The organism is Methylocystis parvus, from assembly GCF_049675845.1.
Lineage (GTDB): Bacteria > Pseudomonadota > Alphaproteobacteria > Rhizobiales > Beijerinckiaceae > Methylocystis > Methylocystis parvus_A.
Map to the genome: position 1 here is coordinate 2,708,735 of NZ_CP187161.1, position 19,558 is coordinate 2,728,292.

Sequence of the window (19,558 nt, forward strand, 5' to 3'; positions counted from 1 at the left end):
GCGAGGGGCGTATCGCGAAACGAATCAACATTCTATCGCCTGGCGCCCGCGCCCGGCAGGGGCGTGCGGAAAAGGCACACGCGCCAAATAAATTAATTGCGCTCGAGCCGCGCGATCAGGCTCGACGTGTCCCAGCGCTTGCCGCCCATCGACTCCACTTCGGCGTAGAACTGGTCGACCAGCGCGGCGACAGGGAGCTTCGCGCCGTTGCGGCGGGCCTCGGCGAGACAAATCGCCAGGTCCTTGCGCATCCACTCCACTGCGAAGCCGTGGTCGAACTCGCCCGCGAGCATGGTCTTGGTGCGGTTCTCCATCTGCCAGCTCTGCGCCGCGCCGTTCTTGATGAGGTCGATCACGGCCTCGGCGTCGAGCCCGGCGCTCGTCGCGAAATGCAGCGCCTCCGAGAGGCTCTGGATCAGACCGGCGATGGCGATCTGATTGACCATCTTGGTGAGCTGACCGGAGCCGGGCGGGCCCATCAGACGGCAGGCGCGGGAATAGGCGGCCATGACCGGCTCGGCCTTCGCGTAGATCTCGGGCTCCGCGCCGCACATGACGGTGAGCTTGCCGGTCTCGGCCCCCGCCTGCCCGCCGGAGATCGGCGCGTCGATGGCGCCGAGGCCGAGCTTCGTCGCCTCGGCGTAAAGCTCGCGGGCGACTTCCGCGGAGGCGGTGGTGTGGTCGACAAAGATCGCGCCGGCCTTCATGCCGGCGAAAGCGCCGTCTCGCGAAAGCGTCACTGACCGCAGGTCGTCGTCATTGCCGACGCAGGAGAAGACGAAGTCCGCGCCCTCGGCCGCCTGCCGGGGGGTCGGCGCGAAAGCGCCGCCATGTTCGGCGGCGAATTTCTCGGCCCTCGCGACGGTGCGGTTATAGACCGTCACCTTATGGCCGGCGCGGGCGAGGTGGCCGGCCATGGGATAGCCCATGACGCCGAGACCGAGAAAGGCGACTGTTTTGGATTCGGACATGGATCAGCCGCCCGTCATGCTCATATGGCGCGAAACCGCCGGGGCCTGGGTCGCGCGGTCGATGATGAAGTCGTGGCCCTTGGGCTTGCGGCGGATCGCTTCCTCGATCGCGGCGTGCAGGAGCTGGTCGTCGGCGCTTTCGCGCAAGGGGGCGCGCAGATCGGCGGCGTCCTCCTGACCGAGGCACATGTAAAGCGTGCCGGTGCAGGTGACGCGGACGCGGTTGCAGCTCTCGCAGAAATTATGCGTCATCGGCGTGATGAAGCCGACGCGCCCGCCGGTTTCCTTGGCGCGCATGTAGCGGGCCGGGCCGCCGGTGCGGTAGTCGATTTCGTCGAGCGTGAAGGCTTGCGCGAGCTTCTCGCGCACGGCGGTCATGGGGATGTATTGATCGACGCGCGCCGGCCCGTCGAGTTCGCCGAGCGGCATGACCTCGATGAAGGTCATGTCCATGCCGCGCTCATGGGCGAAGCGGACGAGCGGGACGAATTCGTCCTCGTTGACGCCTTTCAGCGCCACGGCGTTGAGCTTCACCTTCAGCCCCGCCTTCAGCGCGGCGTCGACGCCGGCGAGGACGCGGGCATGGTCGCCCGTGCGGGTGAGGGCCTTGAAGCGGTCCGCGTCGAGCGTGTCGAGCGAGACATTGATGCGTTTCACGCCGCAGTCGGCAAGCTGCGACGCGAAGCGGGCGAGCTGCGATCCGTTGGTGGTCAGCGTCAGCTCCTCGAGCTTGCCCGAGGCGAGATGGCGCGACAGAGCGCGGAAAAGTTTCATCACGTCGTGGCGCACCAGCGGCTCGCCGCCGGTGATGCGCAGCTTTTTCGTGCCGCGCGCAACGAAAGCCGAGCAGAGGCGGTCGAGCTCCTCGAGGGTCAGGAGGTCCTTCCTCGGCAGGAAGGTCATGTGCTCCGCCATGCAATAGACGCAGCGGAAATCGCAGCGATCCGTCACGGAGACCCGGACATAGGACACGGCGCGGCCAAATGGATCGACAAGGGGCGCGGCCATGGCGGCTTCGGGCGCAGGCGTATGAGCGTTCATTCCCGGCGTTTCCTCGCGACGGCCGTCCCGCCGTCTTGAGCCTCCCATATATTGCCGTGAGCGGGGCGCGTGAAGCCCGGCAATCTCTATGCGGTCATTTGAATTCTCGATGTTGGCGGCCGCTGACAGCCCCGGCGGACCTGTCGTAACTTGGCGCCGAAGCGCCCCGTGGCGCGACCAAGCTGGAGCTTTCCTTGACCGCTGATCCCTGGCCGACCGAAATCCGCCTGCTCGACAATGGCAAAAATCTTCGCCTCGCCTTCGACGATGGGCAAAGCTTCGCCCTGACGGCGGAGCTGCTCCGCGTGCGCAGCCCAAGCGCCGAGGTGCAGGGCCATTCCCCCGCCGACCAGAAGACCGTGGGCGGCAAGCGCAATGTCGCGATCATCGCCGTCACGCCAGTGGGAAATTACGCCGTCCGGCTGGACTTCGACGACATGCACCGCACCGGCATATATACGTGGCGATACCTTCGCCATCTCGGCGAAACGGCCGAGGGGAGCTTCGCTTCCTATCTCGAGGAGCTGAAGGCCAAGGGGCTGGATCGCGACCGGCCCGGGGAGGCGTGACGGCGATGCTTGCGCCCCGGCCGGGCTTGTCCCGGCCGGCCGCGCCTCGCGGGGTCGCAGGCGCGCCCGCGGCCAAGGCGGGCAAGACCGGGTTTGCGCCGCGAAAATTAAAACGGCCGGCGCAAGGCCGGCCGCGTAAAAATTTTCTGACGGGAGCGCTTACCGCGTCACGACGACCTTCGTGCCGACCTTCACGCGGTCGTAGAGGTCGGTCACGTCGTCATTGGTCATGCGGATGCAGCCCGAGGACACGGCCTGGCCGATCGTCTCCGGCTCGTTGGAGCCGTGGATGCGGTAGAGCGTGCCCGAGAGATACATGGCGCGCGCGCCGAGCGGGTTGTTGACGCCGCCTTCCATGTGGCGCGGCAAATCGGGGCGGCGCTTCAGCATCTGCGCGGGCGGCGTCCAGTCGGGCCATTCGCGCTTGCTCGAAATATAGCGCGTCCCAGACCATTCGAAGCCCGGACGGCCGACGCCGACGCCATAGCGAACCGCCTGGCCATTGCCGAGCACGTAGTAAAGACGACGCTCGCTGGTGTTGATGATGACCGTGCCGGGCGCGTAATTTTCGGTGAACGCCACGATCTCGCGCGGAATGGCGACGGCCGATTGCCGCCAGGGCGATGATGCAAAGCGATGCAAGGACAAGCCGTCGCATGATGATCCTTTATTGATGGAAAAGCGGGGCGACCGCGCGTCGCCGTCGACGGACGACGAGCGCGCCGCCTCGCCGACCCCGCACGGCGCGGTAGTTGCAGTCGCGCCCGAGCGCGAAGGTCGCGATGTTGATCTTGGCGTCGCCGAGAAGTCCGGCGAAGCGCCCGATGAAGCCGGGCCTGTCCTCATTGGACACGACGATCATCGACGGCGTGAATTCGGCTTCGACCGCGATGTCGCCCACGCGCACGATGCGCGGCTTGCCGTCGTGAAAGACGGTTCCGGCGACCCCGATCTCTCCTTGGCTCGTGACCGCGCGTAGCCTCATGAGGGACTCGTAGTCGCCATGCGCGTCGCGCGTGATCTCTCCACGACCATTCCGCGATCCTTGGCGATCGATCGGCGCGGAGACGGGGTTCACGTCTTCGAGGATCGGCTTCAGCAGGCCGCTGAGCGCGGAGGCGGTGATCGCCTTTGTCTTGCTCCGCCACGCCGCCTCGAAGACGATCGAGATCTTGTCGACGCCCGCGCGCGCGATCTGCCCGACGAAGAGTCCGAGCTTCTCGGCGAGCGTGACGAAGGGCTTGAGGCGCGGGGCCTCCTCGGCGGTGATCGACGGGAAGTTCACCGCGTTGGTTACAGCGCCGCGCGTCAGGTAATCCGACATCTGCTCGGCGACCTGCAGCGCGACCTTTTCCTGCGCTCGGTCGTCGAGGCGCCGAGATGCGGGGTGCAGATGACGTTCGGGCGCCCGAACAGCGGGTTCTCGTCGCGGGCTCCGCCGCGAACACGTCGAGCGCCGCGCCGGCGACATGGCCGTCGTCGAGCGCCGCGGCGCAACGCCTCCTCGTCGACGAGCCCGCCGCGCGCGCAATTGATGATGCGCACGCCCTTCTTGGTTTTGGCGAGATTTTCCCGCGAGAGAATGTTCTCGTCTGCGCGGTCAGCGGCGTGTGCAGCGTGATGAAGTCGGCGCGCGCCAGCAGCGCATCGAGCTCCACCTTTATCGACGCCAAGCGCCTCGGCGCGCTCTCGAGAGGAACGGATCGTAGGCGACGACGCGCATCTTGAGGCCGAGCGCGCGCGTCGGCGACGATCGCGCCAATATATTGCCGCAGCCGATCACGCCCAGCGTCTTGCCGGCGATCTCGACGCCCATGAAGCGGTTCTTCTCCCATTTGCCGGCCTGGGTCGAGGCGTCGGCGGCGGGGATCTCGCGCGCGAGCGCGAAGCATCATGGAGATGGCGTGCTCGGCGGTCGTGACCGAATTGCCGAAGGGCGTGTTCATCACGATGACGCCGCGCGCCGTGGCCGCCGGGATGTCGACGTTGTCGACGCCGATGCCGGCGCGGCCGATCACCTTCAGCCGTTTGGCGCGCGCCAGGATGTTCGGCGGTCACCTTCGTCGCCGAACGGATCGCCAGGCCGTCGTCGCGGCGGCGAGCCGTCCTTGCCGAGCGCGGGCTCGATGGCCGCGCGGAAGATGTCGCCAGCTTGACGGGCTCCGAAGGCGCTTGTCGGTGGGGACGCAAATAGATATCTATCTTTGATAGATACTCGAAGGGGCGGAGAAGGCGATGGCGACGGCGAAACTGTTCCGGCACGGCCGCAGCCAGGCTGTTCGCCTCCCGAAGGAATTCCGGCTCCCCGGAACCGAGGTTCGCGTCAGCAAGGTGGGCGACAAGGTCATTCTGGAGCCGCTCGAAGCCGAGCCCTTCGATGTCGACGCATGGCGCGAGCGGCTGGAAGCGCTCGGCGCCAAGGACTTCCTGCCGGAGGGCCTTCCCGACGATCCGCCGCTTCGGCCCGACGAGTCTATTTCATTCGACTGACGCTTTCCATGTTCTGCCTTGATACGAACGCCGTCATTTTCGCGCTCAACGGGCGCCGGGCCGGCTATGCGGAGCGACTGGCGGCGGAGCTGCGCGTCGGGACGACGCTGATCATCCCGTCCACCGTGTTGTTCGAGCTGAACTATGGGATCGCCAAGAGCCGGCAGCCGGAGAAGGCGCGCGCGCTCCTCGAAGAGTTTCTTTCAGCCGGCTTTGAGCAGCCCGCCTTCGACGCGGACGACGCGCGCGAAGCCGGCGACATCCGCGCCTATCTGGAAGCGCGCGGCGCGCCGATCGGCCCATTCGACCTTCTGATCGCGGCGCAGGCGCGGCGTCGCGGCGCCGCGCTCGTCACTAACAATCGCCGCGAATTCGACCGCGTGCCGGGGTTGATGGCGACGGACTGGGCGGATTAGGCCGCCACTGCCGCCGTCGCCTGCGCATAGGCCCAGTCGAGCCACTGCGTGAGGATCGCGACGTCGGACGCTTCGACCGTCGCGCCGCACCAGATGCGGAAGCCGGGGGGCGCGTCGCGATAGGCGCCGAAATCGTAGCCCGCGTCCTCCGCCTCGATCATGGCGACCATCTTCTTGGCGAGCGCCGCCTTTTCCGCGTCGGTCCGGGCCGCGGCCTTGTCCGAGAAGATCAGGCAGACGCCGGTGTTGGAGCGTGTCGCGGGGTTCCTGGCGAGATGCTCGATCCAGGGGGTTTTCTCGACCCAGTCGGCCACGGCCTTGGCCGAGGCGTCGCAGCGGGCGCGCAGCGTGCTGAGACCGCCGATCGACTTCGCCCAAGTGAGCGTGTCGATATAGTCCTCGGTGGCGAGGAGCGAAGGCGTGTTGATCGTCTCGCCCTCGAAAATCCCCTGATTGAGCTTGCCGTTATGGGTGAGCCGGAAAATCTTCGGCATCGGCCAGGCGGGCGTATGGCTTTCGAGGCGCTCCACGGCGCGCGGCGAGAGGATCAACATGCCATGCGCCGCCTCGCCGCCCATCACCTTCTGCCAGCTATAGGTGGTCACGTCGAGCTTCGAGAAATCGAGATTCTGCGCGAAGGCCGCCGAGGTCGCGTCGCAGATCGTCAGGCCCTTGCGATCGGCCGGGATGAAATCGCCATTGGGCACGCGCACGCCCGCCGTCGTCCCGTTCCAGGCGAAGACGACGTCATGGTCGAAATTGATCTGCGAGAGGTCCGGCATCTCGCCGAAGGGCGCGGTGAATTTGCGGGCGGCCGGGAGCTTCAACTGCTCCAGCACGTCCGTCACCCAATCGGCCGAGAAGCTTTCCCAGGCGGCGACGTCCACCGGGCGCGGGCCGAGGAGCGACCACAGGGCCATCTCCACCGCGCCCGTGTCGGAGGCCGGGACGATGCCGATGCGGTAATCGGCGGGAACCCGCAGCACCTCGCGGGTGAGGTCGATGGCCTGCTTGAGTTTCGCCTTTCCGGCGGGCGAGCGGTGCGAGCGGCCCAGCGCCGCGCCTTTGAGATTGTCGAACGACCAGCCGGGACGCTTGGCGCAGGGGCCGGAGGAAAAGCGGGGATTGGCCGGCTTGGCGCCGGGCTTGGTCGCGGTCATGGATATCCTGCCGATAGCGCGGGAAATGAAAACTCGCCCCGCGCTACGCTGTCGTCATGTAATCGTCAAGATCCGCCGGGGCTCAGCCGCGTACGGAGAGCTTGCGATAGGGATTGTCCTGCCCGGTGACATAGACGTGGCCGAACTCGGTCTTCTCATAGGTTACGGTCTCCGCCGGCAGGGCGATCTTCAGCGAGACGACCTTGAGCGGATAGCCCGGCGTCGCGGAAATGCTGTCGCATTTGATCTCCGCCGGGCCGGCGCCCACCGAGAAATCGGCGACCACCGCGCCGTCGGCCGAGAACGCGCGCGCCCAGCCCGGCGTTCCGACATGCTGCGCGACGACGCCGTTCTCCGCGAAGACGGGGGCTTTCGCGTCGTCGAAGGCCGGGGTCGCGAAGACATATTCGGCCAGGGCCGAGCTGCGGGTGACCTTGTGGTCCGCCGATGGCGGGCGGCCGACGGAATAGAGGATCAGTCTGCCGCCCGCGAGGGCCGCCTCGATCTCTTCGACGCTCGCGCTGGCGTAGGCTTCGGCTAGTCTCATTTGTCGCGCTCCTTTTCGATGATTCTGTCGCATCTGCGACAAAGCCGGCCCGCCGACGGGCCGTTCCGCGCGCTTTCCGCAAGCGCCGTGCCGGATCGCGGCTGGCGCGATTTTTTCTAGGGGGCTGGAAAGAAGAGAGCAGGGAGACGCGCGATGACTGGGGCCTACAAATATTTCCTTACCTATAGCGGGGTGCGCATGCCGCTGAAGCTCGTCGAGCCGCTCGAGGCGGGAGAACTCGGCAACCGCAACACCTATTTCCGAGTCACGCACGACCCGGCGGGCCGCCTCGCGACCGTCGAGAAGGTGGTCTATGGCGAGGTGGAGCTTTCCCACCAATACGCCTATCGGGACAACGGCACGCTGGCGCATGCCCGCATCGAGCTTGGCGACGAAGTGACGGAGGTGGATTGCGACGAGACCGGCGCGCCCATACGTAGCTAGGCTCGGGGCAACGCTTCGGGAGACTGGAATGAAAGTCGTGGTCGTTATCTCGCTCGCGTCGCTGCTGGCCGCCGCGCCGGCCTCGGCCGTCCCGCTTCGTCAGGTGATCAGCGATTGCGGCTCGGACGGGAAAGCCTATTGCGAGGGCGTCGGCTATGGCGCGCCCATGCAGGCCTGTCTCTCGCGCAACAAGAAAAAGCTGACCGCCGCCTGCCGCGCCATCATCGACCGGCTCGAAAAGGGCGAAGGGGTGGATATTCTGGGCTAGCGCGCGTGACGGCGCCCCCTTTCGAGCCGCGCGCGCCCTGGTGGGGCGCAGACCTGCAGACGGTTCGCAACATCCTGCTGCCCAGGCCAAGAGAACTCCCCGGCGGAGAACGCCTCCTGCTGACCATGCCGGACGGCGACCGGCTGGCGGCCCGGCTCGACCGCCCGGCTCAATCTTTGCAAAGGCCCCTCGTCGTCCTCGTCCACGGGCTCACCGGCACCGAGGCGAGCGTCAATGTGATGCGCACGGCGCATCATCTGGTTCGCGAGGGCTGGCCGGTGCTGCGGCTCAATTTGCGCGGCTCGGCTCTTTCCCGCCCGACATCGAGGGGCCGCTACCATGCCGGGCGGACGGAAGACCTCGCAGAAGCGCTGCGCCAATTGCCCGCCGACCTCGTCCGTCACGGCGTCGTGCTGGTCGGCCATTCGCTCGGCGGCAATCTCGTCCTGAAATTCATGGGCGAAGGCCCCGGCGAGGCGCCCGTCCTCGGCGCGGTCGCCGTCTCGACCCCGCTCGACCTTGCGGCGGCGAGCGAGCGCATTCAGTCGCGGCGCAACGCCGTCTATCACCTCTATTTGCTGAATGGCCTGAAAAGCGAGGCCCTCGCGCCCGGCGCCGGCATCACGTTGGAACAGCGCGCGGCGATCACGGCGGCGCGGACGATCCGGGAATTCGACGACCGCTTCGTCGCGCCCTGCTTCGGCTTTCAGGGCGCCGCCGACTATTATGAGCGCAATTCGGCGGGCCGTTTTTTGCGCAGCATTGACCGCCCGACTCTCCTCATCCACGCGATGGACGACCCCTGGATTCCCGCCGCCGACTATGAGGCCGTCGACTGGCCGAGCCTCGCCGCCGTCGAAACGGCCTTCGCCCCCGGCGGCGGGCATCTGGGGTTTCATGACCGGGCCAGCCGCGTCGGGTGGCATGACAGGGTGACGGCGGCGTGGCTGGCGCGGAAATTCTCCGTCGCCTGATCGCAGCGCCCTTAGCCAGCCTCCCCCGGCGCCTTGGCCCCGATCGCCAGCGCATGCACCCCTTCTGCGATCTCCTGCGCCAGCAGGGCGTTCACCATACGGTGCCGCTCCACCCGGCTCTTGCCTTCGAAAGCGGCGCTCACCACCTCCACCCGGAAGTGGCTCTCATTGCCGTGGCGCTTGTCGCCGGGGTGGCCATGGCCGGCGTGATGATGCGATTCGTCGATCACTTGCAGCGAGATGGGCGACAGCCCCTCGGTCAGTTTCTTCTCGATGCTCGCCGCTACCGGCCCTTTACCCTGATCCGCCATAGTCGCTCCTTACATGTCCCCGCCAGCTAAGGTCCGGGCGCGTCTCTTGCAAGATCGGGCGCAGGGACGGCGGCTCGCGAAAATTGGCGCGGTCCGCGCTTGCGGGGGAACCCGCGACCATCATAATGGAATGAAATGGATCTCAATTCGCCCCTCTTCGACAAGATCAGAGCGCAGCGTCAGCCGCGCGAGGAGAAGAAGCGCGATTCGGGGATCAAATGCGATTCGCCCGGCTGCGAGGCCGAAGGCGCCTATCGCGCCCCGATGGGGCGGCTGCGCGAGGGGCAGTATTTCTGCTTCTGCCTCGACCACGTCCGCGAATACAACGCGACCTACAATTATTTCAACGGGATGAACGACGCCGACGTCGCCCGCTACATGAAGGACGCGACCGTCGGCCATCGCCCGACCTGGGCCATGGGCACGAAACGCGGCCAGACGGGCTTTCGCGAAGAAGGCGGGCCGACCGGCGATCCGCTCGGCATGTATCGCGCGCGCCATCACCGCCGCGCGGCCGAAAAGAAGCAGCCGCGCTATTCGCCGGTGACGATGCGCGCCTTCGAGGCGCTCGGGCTCGACGAAACCGCTGGACCGGAGGCCATCCGGACGCGCTATAAGGAACTCGTCAAGCGTCACCACCCCGACGCAAATGGCGGCGATCGTTCCCGCGAGGAGAAATTGCGGGAAATCATCCATGCCTATAAGACGCTGAGGGCCGCGCGGCTCGTCTGACACTTGCATCGTCGACGCTGCTTTCCCGCCCGCCAGACGGAGGACGATTTTGGTCGAAGAAGTTAAATCCGGCTCGGGCCTCGAAAGCGTTCCGGACATCAAGGTTTCGGCGCGCGAGGTTTTCGGCATCGACACGGACCTCGTGGTTCCGGCCTTCTCCGAGCGCAGCGAGCATGTGCCGGACCTCGACCCGGACTATCTCTTCGACCGCCAGACGACGCTCGCCATTCTCGCCGGCTTCGCCAGAAACCGCCGCGTGATGGTCACGGGCTATCACGGCACCGGCAAGTCGACCCATATCGAGCAGGTCGCCGCGCGCCTGAACTGGCCCTGCGTGCGCGTCAATCTCGACAGCCACATCTCGCGCATCGATCTCGTCGGCAAAGACGCGATCGTGCTCAAGGACGGCAAGCAGGTCACGGAGTTCCGCGACGGCATCCTGCCCTGGGCGGTTCAGCACAACATCGCGCTCTGTTCGACGAATATGACGCCGGCCGCCCGACGTGATGTTCGTCATCCAGCGCGTGCTCGAAGTCTCCGGCCGCCTGACGCTGCTCGACCAGAACCGCGTCATCCGCCCGCATCCGCCTTCCGCCTGTTCGCGACCGCCAATACGGTCGGCCTCGGCGACACGTCGGGCCTCTATCACGGCGTGCAGCAGATCAACCAGGGCCAGATGGACCGCTGGTCCATCGTCGACGACGCTGAATTATCTGCCGCACGACGCGGAGACCAACATCGTGCTCGCCAAGGTCAAGTCGTTCGCCAAGACCGACAAAGAGGGCCGCGCCATCGCCGACAAGATGGTGCGCGTCGCCGATCTGACGCGCAACGCCTTCATGGCCGGCGACCTGTCGACCGTGATGAGCCCGCGCACGGTCATCACCTGGGCCGAGAACGCCGAGATCTTCAACGATGTCGGCTTCGCCTTCCGCGTCACCTTCCTGAACAAATGCGACGAGCTGGAGCGCCCGCTGGTCGCCGAGTTCTACCAGCGCTGCTTCGGCAAGGAGCTGCCGGAGAGCGCGGTGAACGTTGTGATGACACCTCATCATCGACGGACGCGGCCGCAAGGCGCGGCCGGTGCTGGGCGCGGGGCGGCGCGACGCCGTCCGACTCTCCCGTCAGGTCGGCGGCCTCGTCTCGACGCTCGCGCGCCTCGAGGACCTCGTCGACGACCCCGACGACGCGCGCGACAACGAGCTGCGGGAGATGGCGGCGCGGCTGGTGCAGCACACCGAATCGCTCGGACGCGACATGCAGGCCCTGCAGGATCGCGCCCGCCTCCTGCAGGATGAGCTGAACGCGATCCTCAATCTCGAAACCAACGACCGTCTCTATGTGCTGACGGTCGTGACGACCCTGCTGCTGCCGGCGACCTTCGTCACCGGCTTTTTCGGCATGAACCTCAAGAACCTGCCCTTCGCGGAGAACGAGGAGGGCGTCATTTACGCCACGCTCGTCTGCGTCGTGGCGGCGGGGGCCGTTCTGCTTCTGATGCGCCGTTGGGGCCTGACGGACCCGGGCGCGGAGGAAAGCCGCTCGCGCGACCCCTCGCCCCCGCCGCCCGCGGATAGCGGGTACTGACGCGACAAATCCTTTACATGTCGCGCAGCGCCGAATAGGTTCCGCGCGAATTCAGGGGAGCGCCGCTCCCCTTAGCGAAAGACCAACGTCCATGCGCGCCGAGCCGCTTGCGCTCAAAGAACAGATCGAGCAGTCCGTGGGACTGCTGAGGAGGCATCTTTGACGTCGAGACTGCGACCCGCCGTCTCGCCGAACTGAACGTCAAGGCCGAAGACCCCAATTTCTGGAACGACCCCGACGAAGCGCAGAAGCTCATGCGCGAACGCACCCAGCTCGAGGAGCAGATGGGCGCGATCGACAAGCTCAAGCGCGATCTCGAGGATGCGCTGACGCTCGTCGAACTCGGCGAGGAAGCCGGCGACGCGGACACGGAGAAAGAGGGAATCGACGCCCTCAAGGCCGTCCTCAAGGAGGCCCAGACACGCCAGATCGAGGCGCTGTTCTCGGGCGAGGCCGACGGCAACGACACCTTCATCGAGATTCATTCCGGCGCCGGCGGCACGGAAAGCCAGGACTGGGCGCGCATGCTGTTCCGCATGTACGCCCGCTGGGCCGAGCGCAAGAAGTTCAAGGTCGAGGTGATCGAAGAGACGGCCGGCGAAGAAGCGGGCATCAAGTCGGGCACCATCCTCGTCAAGGGCCACAACGCCCATGGCTGGGCGAAAACCGAGTCGGGCGTGCACCGCCTCGTGCGCATCTCGCCCTTCGATTCGAACGCCCGCCGCCATACGAGCTTCGCATCCGTGTGGGTCTATCCGGTGGTCGACGATCGGATCGAGGTGAACATCAACGAGTCGGACTGCCGTATCGACACGTATAGATCGTCGGGCGCCGGCGGCCAGCACGTCAATACGACGGACTCGGCCATCCGCATCACCCATATCCCGACCGGCATCGTCGTCGCCTGTCAGGCCGAGCGCTCCCAGCACAAGAACCGCGCCACGGCGTGGAACATGCTGCGCGCCCGTCTCTATGAGCGCGAGCTGGAGATGCGCGAAGCGGAGGCCAACAAGGCGGCGGCCAGCAAGACCGACATTGGCTGGGGCCACCAGATCCGTTCCTACGTTCTGCAGCCCTACCAGCTCGTGAAGGATCTGCGCACCGGCGTCACCTCCGGCACGCCGGGCGAAGTGCTCGACGGCGATCTCGACGACTTCATGCAGGCGTCGCTGGCCCAGCGCATCTATGGCGGCGGGCCCGAGAAGGTCGAGGACGTGGAGTAGGTCAGGTCCCCTCCCCAACCCTCCCCCGCTTTCGCGGGAGAGGGAGCGGGTCGTGGCCTTCATATAGAGCGCTGCTCGTGAGCGTCCCCTCTCCCGCTTGCGGGGTAGGGACAGGGAGGGGGCCGCGCGCGCCGCTTTCAAGACAATCGAAATCAATCACCCCTACGATCCGCGCTCGCTTTCACGGGCGCGTTTTGCGCCGCTCTCTCACGGTGGCGCATGTCTCACGAGCAGCTTTCCCTCCCGCGTCACGCCGCCGCCTCGGCGGCGCTGGAGGTCTCCAACGCAAGGCTGCTCGCCGCGTTGCTTCTCGCTATTCTTCTGCCGCTCGCGATCTTCGCGTCGCGCATCGAGCCCGCGCCCGCCATCGCGCTGTTCGGCGCCTGCGGGCTTCTCGCCTTTCTCTTTTCGACCGGCTACGCCCCCGGCGCGCTGCTGTCGGCGCGGGTCGACTGGCGGCTCTATGGCTTCTGCCTTCTCGGGGCGCTGGCGCTCTGTCTCGCCAGCGGCGAGGCGCATTTCTTCTTCAGCCCCTATGACTGGTTCATCCGCGACGCGGTGCTCGCCGACGTCACGCTGAACAAATATCCGGTCTTCTACCATTATCAGGGCGGCGACTTCCTCATGCGCGCGCCGCTCGGCATGTATATGCTGCCGGCGCTGATCGGCTGGAGCCGGGGGCTGCATGCGGCACATTACGCTCTTCTCGGGCAGAACGCCTTCCTGCTCGGAACGATCCTCTATTTCTCGGCGCGGCTCGCCGGCGGCTCGGCCCTGCGCTTCCTCGCCCTGCTGATGCTCTTCAGCTCGGTCGATATCCTGCCGCGCATCGTCCAGAACTATATCGAGTCCTTCGAGAGCGGCGAGTTCGTCATCCAGCCGCATCTGATGTTCTGGAACAAGCTGGTCTTCTATTGGGGCCAGATCCCTTCCCTTTTCTGGGCGCCGAACCACGCGCTCGCCGCCTGGATTTTCGCGGTCCTGCTGTTTTTGGAAATCCGGCGCGAGATCGACATCGCTTATCTCGGTCTCGCCTTCCTCGTCCTCTTGTTCTGGTCGCCGCTCGCCATGATCGGCGCGGCGCCGTTCCTCCTCTGGCGCATCGCGCGCAATCTCTCATGGGATCTGATCAGCAGGCGCAACGCGCTCGCCTTCGCGGCGGCTCTGCTTCTGATCCCGCTCGCCTTTTTCCTGAGCCTCGACGCCGGGCGCGTCACGCGCGAATGGCTGTTCCTGCGCGAGGATTTCTGGCTCTGGTATGGCCTGCTCCTCGTCTTCGGCCTGCCGCAGGCCTGGATATTGATTGCCCGCTGGTCCGAAGTGGCCGAATGGCAAAGAGGCGCGGTCGGCCTCGCCATCGGGCTTCTCGTCGTCATGCCCTTCTACCGGATCGGCGTCACGATCTACGACAACGACATGACCATGCGCTGCGCGCTGACGCCGTGGTTCATTCTCGCCTTCGGCTTTTCCGGCATGGCGCAGGCGCGCCTCGATCGCGGCGCCGCGCTCGGCGCCGTGGCGACGGCCGTGATCCTGCTCTCGGCCTTCACCGGCTTCTTTGAAATCCGCCGCGGCGTGATGGACGCGACCTACGCCATCAATGATTGCAACCTGCTCACCGTGACCGACAAGGTCACGCCGGGCTTCCCGATCTCCAACTATCTCGCCCATGTCGATAAGGTCCCCGACTGGTTCGCCAAGGACACGGGGGCGCGGCTCGAAATCGAGAAGCGCGTCTGCTGGCCGGGCTTCGCCTTGATGACAGGGCGGTGAGCGCTCAGGCCGTCCAGCTCTCGATCTTGAGACCGGGGAGATCCGCGAAATCGTCCGGGGCGAGGGTGACGAGCGTCATGCCTTCGGCGATGGCCTGCGCCGCGACCATGCGGTCGAGCATGCGCCGGCGCTTGGGCTCGATCCGGCGCAGCATTTCGCCGAAGGTCTCGGCGGCTTTGCGGTCGAAGGGCAGGATGTCGATATTCTGCCCGAGCAGCGCGACATTCTCGATCAGCCGCGCGCTCTTGCCGCCCGCCATGGCGCTCATGAGCTCGCTATAGACGATGGCCGACATCGCCACGTCGCCGACGCCGAGACGCGAGAGTTTCGCGAGCGTCGCCATCTCGCCGCTGGCGGCGGCGAAGACGGTCGTGGCGTCGAGGAGGTAGCGGGCCATCAGTCGCCCGACGCCCAGTCGCGTTTCGGCGGCTTGAATTCGGCGCGCTCGACGAGCGGCGTTGGCGCCAGGGCGAGTCGGGAGACGAGCGTCTTCATGTCGAGCCGCGCGGGCGTGACGACGAGGCTCTCGCCCTGCCGGCTCACCACGACCTCGGAGCCCTCGGGAAAGGCGATCTCGCGGGGCAGGCGCACCGCGAGGCTGTTGCCGGATTTGAAGACCTTGGTCGTCGCCATGCGTCGAGAGTCACACCCGCCGCCGCGCTTGTCAATATCCGTATCTACTGGTTGATGCCGCCCAGCGCCGATGCCGCCTTCAGGAAGCGGGAGGGGTCCACCGCCTCGCCGTCCATGCGCACTTCATAGTGGAGATGCGGACCCGTCGAGCGGCCCGTCGAGCCGACGCGGCCGACGACCGCGCCGGGCGCGACCTGCTGACCGGGAACGACATTGATCGCCGAGAGATGGCCGTAGCGCGTCGAAAGCCCGCCGCCATGGTCGATCTCGACGAGATTGCCGTAGCCGCCCTGCGGACCGGCGACGCTGATCGTGCCTGCGGCCGTCGCCTTGACCGGCGCCCCATATTCTTCGCGCAGGTCAACGCCGCTATGAAGGGCGGGCCGGCCGAAGAAGGGGTCGGTGCGATAGCCGAAGGTCGAGGTCATCTGCAATTCGCCGGCGAGCGGCTTGCGCAGCGGCGTCATCGGAAGCGCGCGGCGCAGGCCATCCAGCGTCGCGACGGCGGTCTGCGCGGCGGCGAGGTCGCGCTCGAAAAGCCCGTCCGTCGGCTTGGGCGGCGCGGCGACGAAGGGGCCGCCGACGGCGAGGCCCGCATCCTTGCCGCGGCCCTTGGGAATGAAGCGCTCCACGGGCAGGCCGGCGATGTCGAAGGCGTGGCGCAGCCGGGTCGCCGCCTCGATCGCCGGGCGGACGAGGCCGGAAAGGCGCCGCGACTGGTCGCGCTCGATCCGGTCGAGCGACATTGCGAGGCTTTCGAGCCGCGCCGGCATGGGGGCGCCGGGGTCGGCGGCGTGGGCGAGGGTCGCCGTCGGCGCGGCGGGCTCCGCCTGCGAGGTGTCGATGGGCGTGAGCCCTTCGCGCTTGGGCGCGGCGTTGGGCGGCGAGAGGGGCAGCGGCTTCGGGTCGCCGTCGAGACGCAGATCGAGCCCCTCCGGCTCCGGCTTGCCGGTATAGCTCAGCGGCGCCTGTTCGAGGGCGCCCTTCGGCGCGCTCGGCATGGCGCGGGCGGCGACGGGCGCCTTGGCGAGCGGGAGGCCCGCCTTGAGGGCGCCGAGCGCCGAGGCCGGGCTCGCGTCGGCGGCGCGGGGCGCGGGGGAAATCAGCGTCACCCCCGCGTCGCGCGACATGGTGCGCTCGACGAGCTGGGCGACGACGGCGGCGCGCGTCTCGAGTTGCGCCTGCCGCATGACGAGGCTCTGTACTTTCCCTTCGACGCCGTCCTGGTCGATGAACTGGCGGCTCGCCAGCTGGTCGAGGCGCAGGCGCAAGGCGGCGATCCTGTCCTCATAGGCGTATTGCATCTGGGTCTGGCGGTCGAGCAGGTTCGCGAGCAGCTCGTCGCGAAACATCAGATAGCCAGCCGCGCCGATGATGGCGGTCGCGGCGAGGCCGACCACGGCGCCGGCGGCGGCGAGCGCGCCGGGCGAGATGCGGAACTTGCGGCTTTTATGGCCGCGCGACAGCTGGACGATGTAGTCGCCCGACGCGTCGACGAAATGATAGGACTGGTTACGATGGCGCATTGTCGTTTCCGGCGGGGCGCGAAGCCCCGTTGAACCCGACCGTAAAATTGCGTGGCCCTGTCGCGCTTTCCGGTCTTGGAAGGCGATCAGAACCCATTAAGGTTAACGCTTCGCCAAAGCGCATAATTTCGAGGCGCCCCAATGCGCGACAATGTCGCGGCCGCCGCGTGGACAGGCGGGCGCGGCGCACTTATGGTTGCGTAAATGTTGCGCCTTCTCACCCGATTCCTGGGATTTCTGCTGCTGGCGGTCGGCTTCATGGCGCTGATCGTCGACGGCACGCGCTCCATCGCCGGCGGCGGGCTGATGGTGACGACGCTGCGCCGCGGCGCGTCCGAATCTTTCCCCGGCTTGTATAATGGGCTGGAGGCGGGCGTCGCCGCCAAATCCGCCTTTCTCTGGGATCCGGTGCTGACGACCCTGATGCTGCTGCCGGTCAGCCTCGCGCTCGGCGGGCTCGGCGCGCTGCTCATTATTTTCAGCCACAAGCAGGAGGCGACGAATCGCTATTGGCGCCGCTGAGCCGCGCCTTATCTTTGGGCCATGTCCATCTTCGACAAGATCGATCTCGCCCGCCGCCTCGGCCCCATTCCCGATCGCGCGGAGCCCGTCCCCCACGGCGCCAGCCATTTCGTCAACGGCCATCCGCTCGACCCGCCCTATCCGCTCGGTACCGAGGAGGTTTTCTTCGGCATGGGCTGCTTCTGGGGCGCCGAGCGCAAGTTCTGGCAGGCGGGAGAGGGCGTCTATGTCACCGCCGTCGGCTATGCCGGCGGGACGACCAGGAACGCCACATATGAAGACGTCTGCACCGGCCGCACCGGCCATGCCGAGGTGGTGCGGGTCGTTCTCTATCCTTCCGTGCTGCCATTCGAGGCGCTGCTGCGCCTCTTCTGGGAGAGCCACGACCCGACGCAGGGCATGCGCCAGGGCAATGACGTCGGCACGCAATATCGCTCGGCGATCTATGCGACGACGCCGGAGCAGCTCGCGGCCGCGGAGGCCTCGCGCATGGCGTATCAACAAGTATTGACCAAGGCCGGCTACGGCCCCATCACCACCGAAATCAAGGCCGCGCCGCCCTTCTATTACGCGGAAGGCTACCACCAGCAATATCTCGCCAGGAATCCCGGCGGCTATTGCGGGCTGGGCGGCACGGGGGTGTCCTGTCCGGTGGGAACCGGGGCGGCCTGATCGACGCTACTCCGCCTTCAGCACCTCTTTGCAAGCCCCCGGCAGCGCCGCCATCGTCATGGGCGGCCAGCTCTTGGTCGACTTCTTGGGATGCAGCGCCTCGTCGGTGAACCACCAGGCGAGCGACTGGTCGCAGCCGTCCCCCGCCGGCGTCGGGTCCTGATCGCGGCAGCTCGAGCCGTCGGGGCAGAACAGCCGGATGTGGAAGTGGTAGTTGTGCCCCCACATGGGGCGCACCTTGCGCATCCAGCTTTCGCCCTCGGCGTCGCGGCACATGGCGCGCTTGATTGCGGCGTTGACGAAGATGCGCTGCACCTTCGGGTCCTGCGCGGCGGCCCGGATCACGGCGAGATGACTTTCGGTCCAGACGTCGGACTTCACGTCGAGCAGATCCTCGCGCACGACGTCCGTCGCCGACATCTCTTCGCGCTCGGCGCGCGTCAGCTCCCGGCGGGGCATCGGCGTTAACCAAATATCCGCATCGAGGCCGATCTGGTGCGAGGCGTGGCCGGTGAGCATCGGACCGCCGCGCGGCTGGGACATGTCGCCGACGAGAAGGCCCGGCCAGCCCGAGGCCGCGGCGGCCTTGGCGGAGAAATTTTCGAGAAATTTGACCAGCGCCGGATGTCCCCAATTGCGGTTGCGCGAGAGGCGCATGACCTGCCAGTGCGGGCCGTTCACGGGCAATTGCTCGCCCCCGGCGAGGCAGCCCTTGGAGTAAAAGCCGATCGGATCGGGATCGAGCTGCGCGCCCTCGCGGGCGCGGCCGAAGAGCTCCTTGGCCGGCGTCGAAGGGTCGGACGGATTGGCGAGCGGGGGAAGCGGCTTGGGGTCGAGCGTCCCCTTGTCCTGGGCGCCCGCCTGGCCCGCGATAAGCGTCAGAAGCATTGCAGCAAGTGTCGATGCGCGCATTGTTTTCCCTGCCGAAACCCTGAATTCTTCACGCCTGGTAAGGCTCGTTAGTCAATCGTTGCGGGTCAACCTTACTGTTTTATTTACGTTGCTGATCAAACTCTTCTGCGGCACAATCTAGGCAGTTACAGTTTGTCGCGTCGGAGTTGATCATGCGTTTGAAGCTCGTCCTTATGGCGTTGGCCGCCTTTTTCGCGTCCTTCGGCATCGCCTACGCCACCGCCAATATTCATATCGATTTGTCGACCCAGACCATGCATGTCGATTCGAGCGAGGGCAGCTACACCTGGCCGGTCTCGACCGCCCGCGCCGGCTATTCGACGCCGCGCGGCTCCTATGCGCCGACCGGCATGGAGCGGATGCACTACTCGAAGAAATACCACATGTCGCCGATGCCCTATTCGATCTTCTTCCGCGGCGGCTACGCGATCCACGGCACCTATGCCACGGGCGCGCTCGGCAGCCCCGCCTCTCACGGCTGCGTCCGCCTCGCGCCCGGCAACGCCAAGCGCCTTTACGAGATCGTGCAGGCGGAAGGCGGCAGCATTTCGATCACCGGCGCCTCTCCGGCCGGCGGCGCCCGCTACGCCAAGGCGCATCATCGCAACACGGCTCACTACGCCAGCCTGCGCCACGGCCATCACGCCCACGCCATGGCCTACGCGCCGGTCCGCCATTCGCATCGCGGCACGGTCCGCAGCTGGCAGGCCGAGCCCTTCGCTGCGCCCTATTACTAAAGGGCGCGCCTGCGGCCGGACGCGCGTTGTTCCTTGAAGTTTCAAAGGAA

General features: G+C 66.7%; 26 protein-coding genes and 2 pseudogenes. 14 read left to right on the forward strand and 14 right to left on the reverse strand.

Annotation, left to right across the window (positions count from 1 at the left end; translation table 11 throughout):
* Nucleotides 1-92 precede the first annotated feature (92 nt).
* Together ACPFMJ_RS14080 and moaA are read right to left on the reverse strand one after the other, a co-directional pair.
* Nucleotides 93-971 carry an NAD(P)-dependent oxidoreductase gene (locus ACPFMJ_RS14080; RefSeq protein ID WP_424360602.1) on the reverse strand — a complete coding sequence of 293 codons (879 nt, stop codon included), beginning with the start codon at nt 969-971 and terminating at the stop codon, nt 93-95.
* Nucleotides 972-974: 3 nt separating this feature from the next.
* Nucleotides 975-2,012 carry a GTP 3',8-cyclase MoaA gene (moaA, locus tag ACPFMJ_RS14085; protein WP_424360603.1) on the reverse strand — a complete coding sequence of 346 codons (1,038 nt, stop codon included), beginning with the start codon at nt 2,010-2,012 and terminating at the stop codon, nt 975-977.
* Between the two features lie 194 nt (nt 2,013-2,206).
* Here moaA and ACPFMJ_RS14090 point away from each other — a divergent pair, with 194 nt between their 5' ends.
* Nucleotides 2,207-2,581 carry a gamma-butyrobetaine hydroxylase-like domain-containing protein gene (locus tag ACPFMJ_RS14090; protein WP_424360604.1) on the forward strand — a complete coding sequence of 125 codons (375 nt, stop codon included), beginning with the start codon at nt 2,207-2,209 and terminating at the stop codon, nt 2,579-2,581.
* 159 nt (nt 2,582-2,740) lie between these two features.
* Here the strand turns inward: ACPFMJ_RS14090 and ACPFMJ_RS14095 are convergent, their stop codons facing one another.
* The 5 genes and pseudogenes from ACPFMJ_RS14095 to ACPFMJ_RS14115 all read right to left on the reverse strand — a co-directional run bounded on the left by ACPFMJ_RS14095 (nt 2,741) and on the right by ACPFMJ_RS14115 (nt 4,451).
* On the reverse strand, nt 2,741-3,256 hold the full coding sequence (locus tag ACPFMJ_RS14095) for a L,D-transpeptidase (RefSeq protein ID WP_424363869.1): 516 nt from the start codon (nt 3,254-3,256) through the stop codon (nt 2,741-2,743).
* Complete coding sequence (locus tag ACPFMJ_RS14100) at nt 3,249-3,905, reverse strand: hypothetical protein (RefSeq protein ID WP_424360605.1); 657 nt, start codon at nt 3,903-3,905, stop codon at nt 3,249-3,251. Before ACPFMJ_RS14100 ends, ACPFMJ_RS14095 begins: the two co-directional genes overlap by 8 nt.
* A complete protein-coding gene (locus ACPFMJ_RS14105; protein ID WP_424360606.1) occupies nt 3,890-4,126 on the reverse strand; it encodes an NAD(P)-dependent oxidoreductase in 237 nt (78 codons plus the stop codon). The genes ACPFMJ_RS14100 and ACPFMJ_RS14105 overlap by 16 nt, the downstream gene beginning before the upstream one ends.
* A pseudogene (locus ACPFMJ_RS14110) lies at nt 4,063-4,239 on the reverse strand (phosphoglycerate dehydrogenase); the annotation flags it as partial. The gene ACPFMJ_RS14105 and the pseudogene ACPFMJ_RS14110, both read right to left, overlap by 64 nt.
* Nucleotides 4,240-4,241: 2 nt before the next feature.
* Nucleotides 4,242-4,451 (reverse strand): NAD(P)-dependent oxidoreductase, encoded by a 210-nt coding sequence (locus ACPFMJ_RS14115; RefSeq protein WP_424363870.1) that lies wholly within the window; start codon nt 4,449-4,451, stop codon nt 4,242-4,244.
* 365 nt (nt 4,452-4,816) lie between these two features.
* Here ACPFMJ_RS14115 and ACPFMJ_RS14120 point away from each other — a divergent pair, with 365 nt between their 5' ends.
* Entirely contained in the window at nt 4,817-5,071 is a 255-nt protein-coding gene (locus ACPFMJ_RS14120) for an antitoxin (RefSeq protein WP_424360607.1), read from the forward strand.
* Between the two features lie 8 nt (nt 5,072-5,079).
* Nucleotides 5,080-5,487 (forward strand): PIN domain-containing protein, encoded by a 408-nt coding sequence (locus ACPFMJ_RS14125; RefSeq protein ID WP_424360608.1) that lies wholly within the window; start codon nt 5,080-5,082, stop codon nt 5,485-5,487.
* Here the strand turns inward: ACPFMJ_RS14125 and ACPFMJ_RS14130 are convergent.
* Nucleotides 5,484-6,647: a phosphoserine transaminase gene (locus ACPFMJ_RS14130; protein WP_424360609.1), complete on the reverse strand. Its 1,164-nt coding sequence runs from the start codon at nt 6,645-6,647 to the stop codon at nt 5,484-5,486. The genes ACPFMJ_RS14125 and ACPFMJ_RS14130 overlap by 4 nt on opposite strands.
* A gap of 82 nt (nt 6,648-6,729) precedes the next feature.
* Entirely contained in the window at nt 6,730-7,194 is a 465-nt protein-coding gene (locus tag ACPFMJ_RS14135) for a hypothetical protein (protein WP_424360610.1), read from the reverse strand.
* A gap of 153 nt (nt 7,195-7,347) precedes the next feature.
* Between ACPFMJ_RS14135 and ACPFMJ_RS14140 the strand changes: the two genes are divergently transcribed.
* Genes ACPFMJ_RS14140 through ACPFMJ_RS14150 form a run of 3 tightly spaced genes read left to right on the forward strand, consistent with a single transcriptional unit; the run spans nt 7,348 to nt 8,880 of the window.
* The gene (locus ACPFMJ_RS14140) at nt 7,348-7,638 is read left to right on the forward strand and encodes a DUF6156 family protein (RefSeq protein ID WP_424360611.1); all 291 of its coding nucleotides are present in this window, start codon (nt 7,348-7,350) and stop codon (nt 7,636-7,638) included.
* A 28-nt stretch (nt 7,639-7,666) separates the two neighbouring features.
* Nucleotides 7,667-7,906, forward strand: coding sequence for a hypothetical protein (locus tag ACPFMJ_RS14145; protein WP_424360612.1), 240 nt, complete (start codon nt 7,667-7,669; stop codon nt 7,904-7,906).
* A gap of 5 nt (nt 7,907-7,911) precedes the next feature.
* Nucleotides 7,912-8,880, forward strand: a complete 969-nt coding sequence (locus ACPFMJ_RS14150; RefSeq protein WP_424360613.1) for a YheT family hydrolase — start codon at nt 7,912-7,914, stop codon at nt 8,878-8,880.
* An 11-nt stretch (nt 8,881-8,891) separates the two neighbouring features.
* On the opposite strand, the gene ACPFMJ_RS14155 is transcribed toward ACPFMJ_RS14150, so the two are convergent.
* Complete coding sequence (locus ACPFMJ_RS14155; protein WP_424360614.1) at nt 8,892-9,191, reverse strand: BolA family protein; 300 nt, start codon at nt 9,189-9,191, stop codon at nt 8,892-8,894.
* 135 nt (nt 9,192-9,326) lie between these two features.
* Here ACPFMJ_RS14155 and ACPFMJ_RS14160 point away from each other — a divergent pair, with 135 nt between their 5' ends.
* The 5 genes and pseudogenes from ACPFMJ_RS14160 to ACPFMJ_RS14180 all read left to right on the forward strand — a co-directional run bounded on the left by ACPFMJ_RS14160 (nt 9,327) and on the right by ACPFMJ_RS14180 (nt 14,506).
* Complete coding sequence (locus ACPFMJ_RS14160; protein WP_424360615.1) at nt 9,327-9,923, forward strand: J domain-containing protein; 597 nt, start codon at nt 9,327-9,329, stop codon at nt 9,921-9,923.
* A 49-nt stretch (nt 9,924-9,972) separates the two neighbouring features.
* A pseudogene (locus ACPFMJ_RS14165) lies at nt 9,973-10,485 on the forward strand (AAA family ATPase); the annotation flags it as partial.
* A 521-nt stretch (nt 10,486-11,006) separates the two neighbouring features.
* A complete protein-coding gene (locus ACPFMJ_RS14170) occupies nt 11,007-11,510 on the forward strand; it encodes a CorA family divalent cation transporter (RefSeq protein WP_424360616.1) in 504 nt (167 codons plus the stop codon).
* A 91-nt stretch (nt 11,511-11,601) separates the two neighbouring features.
* Nucleotides 11,602-12,733 (forward strand): peptide chain release factor 2 gene (prfB, locus tag ACPFMJ_RS14175; RefSeq protein ID WP_424360617.1). Its coding sequence is split into 2 segments (ribosomal slippage): nt 11,602-11,670 and nt 11,672-12,733, totalling 1,131 coding nucleotides; the frame shifts between segments, so codons are not numbered across the junction.
* A gap of 219 nt (nt 12,734-12,952) precedes the next feature.
* The gene (locus ACPFMJ_RS14180; RefSeq protein WP_424360618.1) at nt 12,953-14,506 is read left to right on the forward strand and encodes a hypothetical protein; all 1,554 of its coding nucleotides are present in this window, start codon (nt 12,953-12,955) and stop codon (nt 14,504-14,506) included.
* A gap of 4 nt (nt 14,507-14,510) precedes the next feature.
* On the opposite strand, the gene ACPFMJ_RS14185 is transcribed toward ACPFMJ_RS14180, so the two are convergent.
* Genes ACPFMJ_RS14185 through ACPFMJ_RS14195 form a run of 3 tightly spaced genes read right to left on the reverse strand, consistent with a single transcriptional unit; the run spans nt 14,511 to nt 16,665 of the window.
* Nucleotides 14,511-14,903: a PIN domain-containing protein gene (locus ACPFMJ_RS14185; RefSeq protein WP_424360619.1), complete on the reverse strand. Its 393-nt coding sequence runs from the start codon at nt 14,901-14,903 to the stop codon at nt 14,511-14,513.
* On the reverse strand, nt 14,903-15,139 hold the full coding sequence (locus tag ACPFMJ_RS14190) for an antitoxin (RefSeq protein ID WP_424360620.1): 237 nt from the start codon (nt 15,137-15,139) through the stop codon (nt 14,903-14,905). The genes ACPFMJ_RS14185 and ACPFMJ_RS14190 overlap by 1 nt, the downstream gene beginning before the upstream one ends.
* Before the next feature lie 44 nt (nt 15,140-15,183).
* Nucleotides 15,184-16,665: a peptidoglycan DD-metalloendopeptidase family protein gene (locus ACPFMJ_RS14195; protein WP_424360621.1), complete on the reverse strand. Its 1,482-nt coding sequence runs from the start codon at nt 16,663-16,665 to the stop codon at nt 15,184-15,186.
* 204 nt (nt 16,666-16,869) lie between these two features.
* On the opposite strand from ACPFMJ_RS14195, the gene ACPFMJ_RS14200 reads away from it, so the two are divergent.
* Together ACPFMJ_RS14200 and msrA are read left to right on the forward strand one after the other, a co-directional pair.
* Complete coding sequence (locus tag ACPFMJ_RS14200; RefSeq protein WP_424360623.1) at nt 16,870-17,187, forward strand: hypothetical protein; 318 nt, start codon at nt 16,870-16,872, stop codon at nt 17,185-17,187.
* A 21-nt stretch (nt 17,188-17,208) separates the two neighbouring features.
* Nucleotides 17,209-17,859, forward strand: a complete 651-nt coding sequence (gene msrA / locus ACPFMJ_RS14205; RefSeq protein ID WP_424360624.1) for a peptide-methionine (S)-S-oxide reductase MsrA — start codon at nt 17,209-17,211, stop codon at nt 17,857-17,859.
* Nucleotides 17,860-17,865: 6 nt separating this feature from the next.
* Here msrA and mepA read toward each other — a convergent pair whose 3' ends face one another.
* Nucleotides 17,866-18,771 (reverse strand): penicillin-insensitive murein endopeptidase, encoded by a 906-nt coding sequence (gene mepA, locus ACPFMJ_RS14210; RefSeq protein ID WP_424360625.1) that lies wholly within the window; start codon nt 18,769-18,771, stop codon nt 17,866-17,868.
* A 152-nt stretch (nt 18,772-18,923) separates the two neighbouring features.
* Here mepA and ACPFMJ_RS14215 point away from each other — a divergent pair, with 152 nt between their 5' ends.
* Nucleotides 18,924-19,508, forward strand: a complete 585-nt coding sequence (locus ACPFMJ_RS14215; RefSeq protein WP_424360626.1) for a L,D-transpeptidase — start codon at nt 18,924-18,926, stop codon at nt 19,506-19,508.
* Nucleotides 19,509-19,558 lie beyond the last annotated feature (50 nt).

What these genes read in the sequence shown, in the direction of transcription:
- ACPFMJ_RS14080 (WP_424360602.1), bottom strand. Translation starts at nt 971, where the DNA reads ATGTCCGAATCCAAAACAGTCGCCTTTCTCGGTCTCGGCGTCATGGGC.
- moaA (WP_424360603.1), bottom strand. Translation starts at nt 2,012, where the DNA reads ATGAACGCTCATACGCCTGCGCCCGAAGCCGCCATGGCCGCGCCCCTT.
- ACPFMJ_RS14100 (WP_424360605.1), bottom strand. Translation starts at nt 3,905, where the DNA reads ATGTCGGATTACCTGACGCGCGGCGCTGTAACCAACGCGGTGAACTTC.
- ACPFMJ_RS14120 (WP_424360607.1), top strand. Translation starts at nt 4,817, where the DNA reads ATGGCGACGGCGAAACTGTTCCGGCACGGCCGCAGCCAGGCTGTTCGC.
- ACPFMJ_RS14125 (WP_424360608.1), top strand. Translation starts at nt 5,080, where the DNA reads ATGTTCTGCCTTGATACGAACGCCGTCATTTTCGCGCTCAACGGGCGC.
- ACPFMJ_RS14130 (WP_424360609.1), bottom strand. Translation starts at nt 6,647, where the DNA reads ATGACCGCGACCAAGCCCGGCGCCAAGCCGGCCAATCCCCGCTTTTCC.
- ACPFMJ_RS14135 (WP_424360610.1), bottom strand. Translation starts at nt 7,194, where the DNA reads ATGAGACTAGCCGAAGCCTACGCCAGCGCGAGCGTCGAAGAGATCGAG.
- ACPFMJ_RS14140 (WP_424360611.1), top strand. Translation starts at nt 7,348, where the DNA reads ATGACTGGGGCCTACAAATATTTCCTTACCTATAGCGGGGTGCGCATG.
- ACPFMJ_RS14145 (WP_424360612.1), top strand. Translation starts at nt 7,667, where the DNA reads ATGAAAGTCGTGGTCGTTATCTCGCTCGCGTCGCTGCTGGCCGCCGCG.
- ACPFMJ_RS14155 (WP_424360614.1), bottom strand. Translation starts at nt 9,191, where the DNA reads ATGGCGGATCAGGGTAAAGGGCCGGTAGCGGCGAGCATCGAGAAGAAA.
- ACPFMJ_RS14160 (WP_424360615.1), top strand. Translation starts at nt 9,327, where the DNA reads ATGGATCTCAATTCGCCCCTCTTCGACAAGATCAGAGCGCAGCGTCAG.
- ACPFMJ_RS14180 (WP_424360618.1), top strand. Translation starts at nt 12,953, where the DNA reads ATGTCTCACGAGCAGCTTTCCCTCCCGCGTCACGCCGCCGCCTCGGCG.
- ACPFMJ_RS14185 (WP_424360619.1), bottom strand. Translation starts at nt 14,903, where the DNA reads ATGGCCCGCTACCTCCTCGACGCCACGACCGTCTTCGCCGCCGCCAGC.
- ACPFMJ_RS14190 (WP_424360620.1), bottom strand. Translation starts at nt 15,139, where the DNA reads ATGGCGACGACCAAGGTCTTCAAATCCGGCAACAGCCTCGCGGTGCGC.
- ACPFMJ_RS14195 (WP_424360621.1), bottom strand. Translation starts at nt 16,665, where the DNA reads ATGCGCCATCGTAACCAGTCCTATCATTTCGTCGACGCGTCGGGCGAC.
- ACPFMJ_RS14200 (WP_424360623.1), top strand. Translation starts at nt 16,870, where the DNA reads ATGTTGCGCCTTCTCACCCGATTCCTGGGATTTCTGCTGCTGGCGGTC.
- msrA (WP_424360624.1), top strand. Translation starts at nt 17,209, where the DNA reads ATGTCCATCTTCGACAAGATCGATCTCGCCCGCCGCCTCGGCCCCATT.
- mepA (WP_424360625.1), bottom strand. Translation starts at nt 18,771, where the DNA reads ATGCGCGCATCGACACTTGCTGCAATGCTTCTGACGCTTATCGCGGGC.
- ACPFMJ_RS14215 (WP_424360626.1), top strand. Translation starts at nt 18,924, where the DNA reads ATGCGTTTGAAGCTCGTCCTTATGGCGTTGGCCGCCTTTTTCGCGTCC.